Genomic DNA, 7,997 nt, shown 5'->3' on the forward strand with positions numbered 1-7,997 from the left:
ATCCAAACGTGAAAAAACCTCTATCGAGGCCTTTCAAGATGAGTGACCTTAAAGTTTTGCTTTAGCAATACTCGCTTCGTAAGCATGGCAGGATTTATCGCCAAATAGAATTTTCACATTCGATGACCTTGGAATATTATTAATTCTATTGTGGTGAAAAAGACCGGGCGATGCCCGGTCTGACTGTTTTGAAACCTTTACCGTTTTACCACCCGATGCTTAAGCCGTCGCTGCGCGGATCGAAGCCGCCGTAGAGGAAGCCGCTGTCGTCGATTCGAATGGCATGGGCGTGCCCCATAATCCCGTCGAAATCGTTCACGATCTTCACGTCATGTCCGGCTGCCGCTAATCGTTTGGCAACCCTCTGATCCACTCTCCCTTCGAGCTTGAGCTCTTGCGAATCGTTCCCCCAGGTTCGTCCCCATACGAATCTTGGCTCGTTAACCGCTTCCTGCGGGTGCATACCGTAATCGATCATTCGTGTTATGATCGCGGTCTGCGTCTGAGGCTGTCCTTCGCCGCCTTGGGTGCCGTACAATATGGCCGGCTTGCCATCCTTACAGGCGAGAGCCGGCATGAGCGTATGGAAAGAGCGCTTGTTCGGCTGCAAGCAGTTGACATGCTCAGGATCGAGGGAGAAGAAGGAGCCGCGGTTTTGCAGCAGAATGCCGGTATTTCCCGCCACCACTCCGGAGCCGTACTCGAAATACAAGCTCTGGATGAAGGAGACGGCATTTCCTTCCTCGTCTACTACGGCCGCATACGCAGTATCGCTTCCCATCGGCTTGCTGACGGCCGGAGCCAGAGCGCTTTCCATCGAAATTTCGCCGAACATTTCGCGGGCGTAGTCTTTGTCCAGCAGCTTGTCGAGCGGAATGCGGCAAAAATCCGGATCGCTCAGCACCTCGTTGCGGTCCTGGAAGCTTCGTTTCAATGCCTCCACCAGCAGGTGGTAATATTCATACGAGCCGTTCTCGAACGACTTCAGATCGACCTGCTCCAAAATGTTCAAGGCCATCAAACCCACGAAGCCTTGGGAGTTCGGCGGCATCTGGTAGACGGTATAGCCGCGATAGGTCGTAGATACCGGCGTCACCCAATTGCCTCGATGGGCGGCGAAGTCGTCCGCTGTGAGAAGGCCTCCGGACTGCTCAAGAAAACCGGTGATGGCTTGCGCCAGCTTGCCGGTATAAAACGACTCTCTCCCATGAGCCGCTATGTCGCGCAGACTCGATGCCAAATCGCTTTGAACGAACCGCTCGCCCGGCTCGGGTACCCGCTGGCCGGGAGTATATATGCCGGAAGTATAAGGCGTTCCGGACAGCAGGGCGAAATTGTTCAAGGTATGTGCATGCTGGTCCTTGGTCATTGGAAATCCGTCAGCCGCGTAGCTGATGGCGGGCTCCAGCACCTCGGCCAACGTAAGGCGGCCGTATTCGCGAAGGACCGCGTCCCAGCCGTCCACCATGCCGGGAACGGTGATGGCGCTCCGTACGCCGCGAAACGGGATCACGGATTCCCCGGCATAGGTATCGATCGTGACCTTGGAGCCGGCCCTTCCGCTTGCATTGTAGGCACGCACATTGCGGTCTTTGCTGCTGTAGCACAACCAGAACGAATCGCCGCCAATCCCGGTCATGTGGGGGTAAACAACGGCCAGGCATGCGCTGATCGCAACAGCCGCGTCAAAAGCGTTGCCGCCTTGCTGCAAAATCCGGCTTCCCGCCATGGATGCCAAATAGTGCGGGCTTACAACCATTGTTTTGGTGCCGATAACCGATTGTTTCATGAGTGCGTGCTCCTTTTTCGTTGAAATGGGGGATGAATTGCCTTTTCGTCATGTGTAAACCCTACATAAGTACAAGCTGCATAAATTTATGTTACTTTATATGACATATCTCTAGGCGTGAAACCATACTTTATTTCCGAAAAAGACCAAGATTAACAATAAACATAACACAGAACAAGTTTGATAGACAATAACTTTTATTTCGGAATGCAGGATAAAATGGTTTACTTGATGACGAAACGAATGTATAATTATATAAAAAGTTACGGTTTGTTTATGTTGATTTTATCCTTTAATTCATCATGAAGGAGGTCTATCACTTGGAGCAACAGCCTGTTACGCAGCAGCCTGCGGTGCAATTGGACGAATACGATCTGAAAATATTAGATGCGCTTCACGATAACGGGAGAATATCTTACACGGATCTGGGGAGAGATATCGGTCTTTCCCGAGTCGCCGTCCAATCCCGAATTAGCGCCTTAATGGAGCATGGCGTCATTGAAAAATTCACCGCCGTAATCAATCCCGGCAAGATCGGCATGAGTGTATCCACCTTTTTTAACGTGGACATCGAGCCGCAATATTTGCAGCAGGTTGCAGAAAGCTTGGCGCAGGAGACGGAAGTGACCAGCCTGTACCATATGACCGGACCGAGCAAGCTTCATATGCACGGCATTTTCAAGGATTTTCAAGAGATGGAGGCGTTTCTGGTGGAGAAGCTGTATACAATGCCCGGCATTGTCAGCGTCGATTGCCAGATGCTTATTAAACGCTACAAGAGCCGGATGGGCATGAAGCTGTAGCAGTTTTCAACGAGGAGGAACGTGAACTACGATGTGGACTACATTATGGAATTTATTCATCGCCTTCGGGAAAGCGACGATGCTCGGCTACGGCGGGGGGCCCTCGATTATTCCCCTCTATCAGAACGAAGTGGTGCGGATGGGTTGGATGACACCGGAGGAGTTCGGTAATGCTCTGGCGTTCGGCAATGCCCTGCCGGGACCTATCGCGACGAAGCTAGCTGCTTATATCGGTTTTAAAATCGCCGGCTGGGCCGGAGCCTGCGTTGCGCTTGCGGCGGTGGTCATGCCGACGGCTCTGCTGATGGTCGCGCTGGTAGGAGTGATGCTCAAGCTGCAAAACAATCCGGTCATTCGCGGCATGATCAAAGGCGTTCAGCCGGTGATTTTCGTCATGATGGCAATGCTTGCTTACGATTTTGCCAAGTATGCGTTCAAGCCGAGCGACGGATTTATCAGCTTTTTGCCCTTCGTGCTCGGGGCGGGCTATTTCATTATGGTCCAGTACTTGAACATTAACGCGGCTTGGGGGATCGTGGCCTCACTGGTCATTGGCGCTATTTTCTTCAGGGGCTAACCATTAGGACGAATAAACGGGTCCTTCGTTTGCCTATACTTGGAATGACAAGATCATTCGGAGGATACTTATGAAACTGAAACCGGTTGTCCCTTTTGAGCCGATTTCGACCGACAGGCTGCCCGAAGGGAAAGAGTGGATCGCGCAATTGAAATGGGACGGCGTGCGGATGCTCGTGTATTACGACGGGCAAGAGACGCGGCTCGTCAATCGCAAGCTGAATGAACGAACGATGCAGTATCCCGAGCTGACTGATGTGCCTTCTTATTGCCGGGCGGAATCGGTCATTTTGGATGGCGAAATCATCGCGTTAGAAGACGGCAAGCCGTCTTTTCACCAAGTGATGAGGCGCGATGGCCTGCGCACATCCGGGCGCATTCCATTGGTCCGCCAGCAGGTGCCGATCGTCTACATGATATTCGACGTTCTATTTTATAACGGGGAATGGGTTACTTCCCGGCCGCTCGCCGAGAGGCAGCAGCTATTGGAGAAGATTGTTCACCCAACCCCTTACGCGCAATTGGTTCCAAGCTATTCGGAAATCAGCGGTTTGTTTGACGTAGTGAAGCAGCATCAGCTTGAGGGCATTGTGTGCAAGGACATTGGAAGTGTGTACGCGATGAACGGTAAAGATAAACGATGGCTCAAAAAGAAGCTGTTTCAGGATCTGGTAGCCGTAGTAGGAGGAGTCACCCACAGGGCGGGGACGGTGAATGCGCTGCTGCTGGGATTGTACGATGAAGAAGGGCGGCTGTGGTACATAGGTCATGCTGGAACCGGCAAGCTTACGCAGCAGGATTGGAGGTCCGTGACCGAGCGGGCGAGAGAGCTGGCCGTCACGGAGAGGCCTTTCGCCAATCAGCCGGAGCGGAGCAAGGATGCCGTATGGATTAAGCCTGTGCTGACGGTGAAAATTCATTTTATGGAATGGACGCACAACCGGACGCTGCGCCAGCCCAGCATTCAATCATTCGTAGACATCGCGCCGCAGGATTGTACGTTTACTTCCGTTTAACAAGGACAATGGGATAAAAAATAAGCCGATAAGCGGTCCGAAGACCGGCTTGCCGGCTTGTTTGCTGTTTCAGGCGCTAGGAGACCGTTTCTTCCTTGGCTTTTCCTTTGGCCCTCGTTTTTTTCGTTTTGGCGGCCGGCGCGGCGTCGGTTTCCGGGACCGGCTTCATCGCGTCGAGGCTTGCCTGCAGGGCGGACATCAGATCGATGACGTTCATCTTGTTCGGCTCCGGCGCTATGCTTACCTGCTTGCCGCTTACTTTTTGCTCGATAGCCTTCAGGACCGCTTCGCGGTAATCGTCTTTATACTTCTCCGGCTCGAACGGGGTGCTGAGCTGCTCAATCAGCATTTTGGCCATCGTCAGCTCTTTGTCGTTCACATTGCTTAGCTCCGGCAGGTTAGGCACTTGCTCAACAGAGCGGATTTCGTCGGGATAAAAAATCGTCTCCATAACGATACAATTTTCGATGACGCGAATGGCCGCCAAGCTGCTTTTGGAACGGATCGACACTTTGGCGATGCCGATTTTGCCCGTTTGCTTCATCGCTTCCAGCAGCAGGTTGTAGGCGTTGGCTCCCGTTTCGTTAGGCGCCAGATAATATGTTTTTTGAAAATAGATCGGATCGATATCGGTAAGCTGTACAAAATCAAGAATTTTGATTTCCTTGGTGACTTCTCCGTTCAAGCTGTCGAGCTCATCCTTCTCGAATAGAACGAAGGCCCCCGGCTCGTATTCGTACCCTCTGGCCATTTCCTCCCATTCCACTTCCCGTTCGCACGTCTGGCATTTACGGACAAAGTTAAGCGGTGTCGTGCATTCCTTGTGGATGTAGCGCATGGAAATGTCCTTATCCTCGGTAGCGGAAAACATTTTGACGGGAACATGCACCAAGCCGAAGCTAATAGCCCCTTTCCAAACCGTGTGCATCGCGATTCCTCCTCACCTGGACTTGCGTCCTCTATACGAACCAGTATTCCCTTATTTCATCCATTGCACACGTGGATGAATGAATCCGTGGCGGGACATGCTACATATAAACCGGGACGCGGTGAGCTGAATGGGTCTTGGCCGGCAGCAGCAATCGTCCAATAAAAAAGGAGGAGTCCAAGCAATGGAGAACGAACGTTCGCAATCAAACGAAACAGGCGAACAAGTGCAAAACGAAGGAGCCGTCAGTGCGTCTGCGGCAGCGGCTCAGGAGGCAGGCGATGCTCTCCATCAAGGACGTCAGGACTATTTTATGGACATTGACCGGATGGTCAACGAAGGCTTGGGAGGCGGCATAGTCAGTCTGAATAACGGCTTGATTGAGGAGTCGACTACGGATACGATGGATCATCCGGAATCGGTTTTGGAACCGTAGCAGCGAAAAAGCAGACATGGGCAACGATGAGATCCGACGATTTCGTAACCGGGAGGTGATGGGGAAATGAAATTGTACCGCGCTCAGGAAATTTTGCAGTCGGAAGCGAAGATTGATGTGGAGCTGAAAGGTGTACCCGTCTGGATTGACAGTGTGGATGCCGACAAGGAGACGGCCAAGGTGCACGTCGAGCATCAGCCTGCAGATTCGCGGGTCGTGCCTGTTAAGGAGCTGCAAGAGATACAATAAGCAATTCACGCCCTATGTTTAAGCTGCTGCAGCTTGAAGATAGGGCTTTTTTCTGCGAAAACTCGTTCCGATCCGCATGTCAGGGGCAAGGCCTGCCTGCCTGAAACGCTTATTGCTACGCATGGAGCAGAGGGCTATAATAGGGACAATACATTACGGAGGCGGTATCGGATTGAGTTCTTTGGATGAATTTGCGTTAATTCGAAGATTGACGGAAGGAAAGCAGTCCGCCGCTTTTCAGCAGGCGAGCGGGGTCGTTACCGGGATCGGCGACGATGCGGCGGTAGCGGAGCTTGCCCCGGATAGTCAATTGGTGATGACTTGCGATACGATGACCGAGGAGATCCACTTCAAGGCGGTCACGATGCGCGATCAGGATATCGGATATAAAGCAATGGCGGCGTCCGTGAGCGATATTGCCGCCATGGGGGCCGTGCCGCGGTATGCGCTTGTCTCGATCAGCATTCCGAAAGGGACGCCGCAGGACAAGCTGGATGCCGTATATCACGGCTTGTTCGAGTGCGCGAACCGTTGGGGCGTCGTCATCGTCGGCGGTGATACAACATCGGCCATCGGCGGGTTGACGGTGTCGGTTACCGTCATCGGAGAAGTGGAAGCGGGCAAAGCGCTGCTTCGCTCGGCGGCAAGGACAGGCGATGTGCTGTTCGCCACCGGGATGCTGGGGCGCTCGGCAGCCGGACTTGAGCTGCTGCTGGATAAACATATCCCGTCCGATCAATGGGAGGAGCATTCCTTTGACGATGCGCAGCGGACGTTGATACGAGCTCACTGCCGGCCGGAGCCGCAGGTAGAGGCGGGGCAGCTGCTTCAGCGCTCCGGGATGTGCCATGCCCTGAATGATGTAAGTGACGGCTTAGCGAGCGAGGCTTGGGAAATTGCCGAAGCTTCCGGCGTAGGCATTGATTTGATAGAGGACCGCATTCCGATTGCGGAAGAGCTGCTGGCCCAAGCATTGAAGGCGGAGAAAGATCCTCTGCATTACATTTTGTACGGCGGAGAGGACTACCAGCTGGTGGGTACCGTTCAAGCGGAGCATGCCATCACCCTGCAGATGATGTTTAAGGAAGCGGGGCTCGAGCTGTACCTCATCGGCTATGTCAATTCGGAGACGAAGGGCGTCCGCCTCGTCCAAAGCAGCGGCAATGCGGTGCCGATAGAGAAAAAAGGCTACAATCATTTTTGAAAGGAGGGGTCCTGCAATGAGTGAGCCTGCTTCTTATGTATACAAGGCAGACAACCTCGACCAGACAGCGATGCTGGCCGCACGTCTTGCATCCTGTTTTCAGGCCGGAACGGTCATAACGCTGGACGGCGATTTGGGAGCGGGAAAGACATCGTTCTCCCAGGCGGTCGCCAAAGCCATCGGGGTGAAGGAAATCGTGAACAGCCCGACATTTACTATTATTAAAGAGTATGAAGGGGAGGTATTCCCTTTCTATCATATGGACGTATACAGGCTGTCGCAGGAGGAAGCGGACGACCTTGGTCTCGACGACTACTTCTATGGGGAAGGCGTTACGTTAATCGAGTGGGCCTCTTTGATCGAGGATTTGCTGCCTCCCGACAGGCTGTCGATCACCATCGAGCACACAGGGGATACCGGCAGGAGGTTTAAGCTGACTCCGCTGGGCAATCCTTATGAACAATGGTGCAAAGAATTAAAGGAGAACGGAATCGTATTATGAACAGTGACAATAACAAATTTACAGGAAGCCTGCTGGCCGTCGATACGTCCACCAGCTCCATGTCCATAGCTTTGGCCAAAGGGAAGGTGCTTGTTGACGAGCTTACCTCCAAAGCGGAACGAAATCATTCCATCCATTTGATACCTCATATTCAGCAGCTGCTAGCGTCGGCAAGCCTTCGTGCCAAGGAGCTTGATGCCTTCGCTGTCGGCGTTGGCCCGGGTTCTTATACCGGAGTCCGAATTGGAGTGACGGTCGGCAAAACGTTTGCGTGGACGCACGGCATGTCGCTTATCGGAGTATCCAGCCTGGAAGCGATGGCTTTGGGCGGTATGGAGGCTTATTTTGTTTCGACTAAGGGGCAGGCTGATCATGAAAATAACGGCTTGCCGTTCAAGGAGTTTTCCGCTCTTGACCGGGTGTGCCAAACAGACGGAACGAGCTGGGTTGTGCCTATGATTGAAGCGCGGAGAGGACAGGCTTTCACCGCTTTG

At 53.0% G+C, this 7,997-nt stretch carries 10 protein-coding genes (1 of these 10 cut by a window edge); 8 read left to right on the forward strand and 2 right to left on the reverse strand.

Going from position 1 to position 7,997, the window contains the following annotated elements:
• Positions 1 to 205: 205 nt before the first annotated feature.
• A complete protein-coding gene (ggt, locus tag DVH26_RS03740; protein ID WP_239631237.1) occupies positions 206 to 1,789 on the reverse strand; it encodes a gamma-glutamyltransferase in 1,584 nt (527 codons plus the stop codon).
• A gap of 320 nt (positions 1,790 to 2,109) precedes the next feature.
• On the opposite strand from ggt, the gene chrS reads away from it, so the two are divergent.
• The 3 genes from chrS (at position 2,110) to DVH26_RS03755 (ending at position 4,184) form a co-directional block, all read left to right on the forward strand.
• Entirely contained in the window at positions 2,110 to 2,592 is a 483-nt protein-coding gene (gene chrS / locus DVH26_RS03745) for a chromate efflux transcriptional regulator ChrS (RefSeq protein ID WP_239631240.1), read from the forward strand.
• Positions 2,593 to 2,623: 31 nt separating this feature from the next.
• Positions 2,624 to 3,169 carry a chromate transporter gene (locus tag DVH26_RS03750; protein WP_239631242.1) on the forward strand — a complete coding sequence of 182 codons (546 nt, stop codon included), beginning with the start codon at positions 2,624 to 2,626 and terminating at the stop codon, positions 3,167 to 3,169.
• Positions 3,170 to 3,239: 70 nt separating this feature from the next.
• Positions 3,240 to 4,184, forward strand: a complete 945-nt coding sequence (locus DVH26_RS03755; RefSeq protein ID WP_239631243.1) for an ATP-dependent DNA ligase — start codon at positions 3,240 to 3,242, stop codon at positions 4,182 to 4,184.
• A 76-nt stretch (positions 4,185 to 4,260) separates the two neighbouring features.
• Here DVH26_RS03755 and ku read toward each other — a convergent pair whose 3' ends face one another.
• On the reverse strand, positions 4,261 to 5,112 hold the full coding sequence (gene ku, locus DVH26_RS03760) for a non-homologous end joining protein Ku (RefSeq protein WP_239631246.1): 852 nt from the start codon (positions 5,110 to 5,112) through the stop codon (positions 4,261 to 4,263).
• 184 nt (positions 5,113 to 5,296) lie between these two features.
• On the opposite strand from ku, the gene DVH26_RS03765 reads away from it, so the two are divergent.
• The 5 genes from DVH26_RS03765 to tsaB form a co-directional block, all read left to right on the forward strand.
• The gene (locus DVH26_RS03765) at positions 5,297 to 5,548 is read left to right on the forward strand and encodes a hypothetical protein (protein ID WP_239635623.1); all 252 of its coding nucleotides are present in this window, start codon (positions 5,297 to 5,299) and stop codon (positions 5,546 to 5,548) included.
• Between the two features lie 66 nt (positions 5,549 to 5,614).
• The gene (locus tag DVH26_RS03770) at positions 5,615 to 5,797 is read left to right on the forward strand and encodes an H-type small acid-soluble spore protein (protein ID WP_239631248.1); all 183 of its coding nucleotides are present in this window, start codon (positions 5,615 to 5,617) and stop codon (positions 5,795 to 5,797) included.
• 172 nt (positions 5,798 to 5,969) lie between these two features.
• Positions 5,970 to 7,001, forward strand: a complete 1,032-nt coding sequence (thiL, locus tag DVH26_RS03775) for a thiamine-phosphate kinase (protein WP_239631251.1) — start codon at positions 5,970 to 5,972, stop codon at positions 6,999 to 7,001.
• 16 nt (positions 7,002 to 7,017) lie between these two features.
• A complete protein-coding gene (gene tsaE, locus DVH26_RS03780; protein WP_239631253.1) occupies positions 7,018 to 7,503 on the forward strand; it encodes a tRNA (adenosine(37)-N6)-threonylcarbamoyltransferase complex ATPase subunit type 1 TsaE in 486 nt (161 codons plus the stop codon).
• Positions 7,500 to 7,997 carry the 5' portion of a tRNA (adenosine(37)-N6)-threonylcarbamoyltransferase complex dimerization subunit type 1 TsaB gene (tsaB, locus tag DVH26_RS03785; RefSeq protein WP_239631255.1) on the forward strand. 345 nt of this gene lie beyond the right edge of the window, so only the first 498 of its 843 coding nucleotides appear in the window; its start codon is at positions 7,500 to 7,502; the stop codon falls past the right edge of the window. The genes tsaE and tsaB overlap by 4 nt, the downstream gene beginning before the upstream one ends.

It is taken from the genome of Paenibacillus sp. H1-7 (genome assembly GCF_022354825.1).
Lineage (GTDB): Bacteria > Bacillota > Bacilli > Paenibacillales > NBRC-103111 > Paenibacillus_S.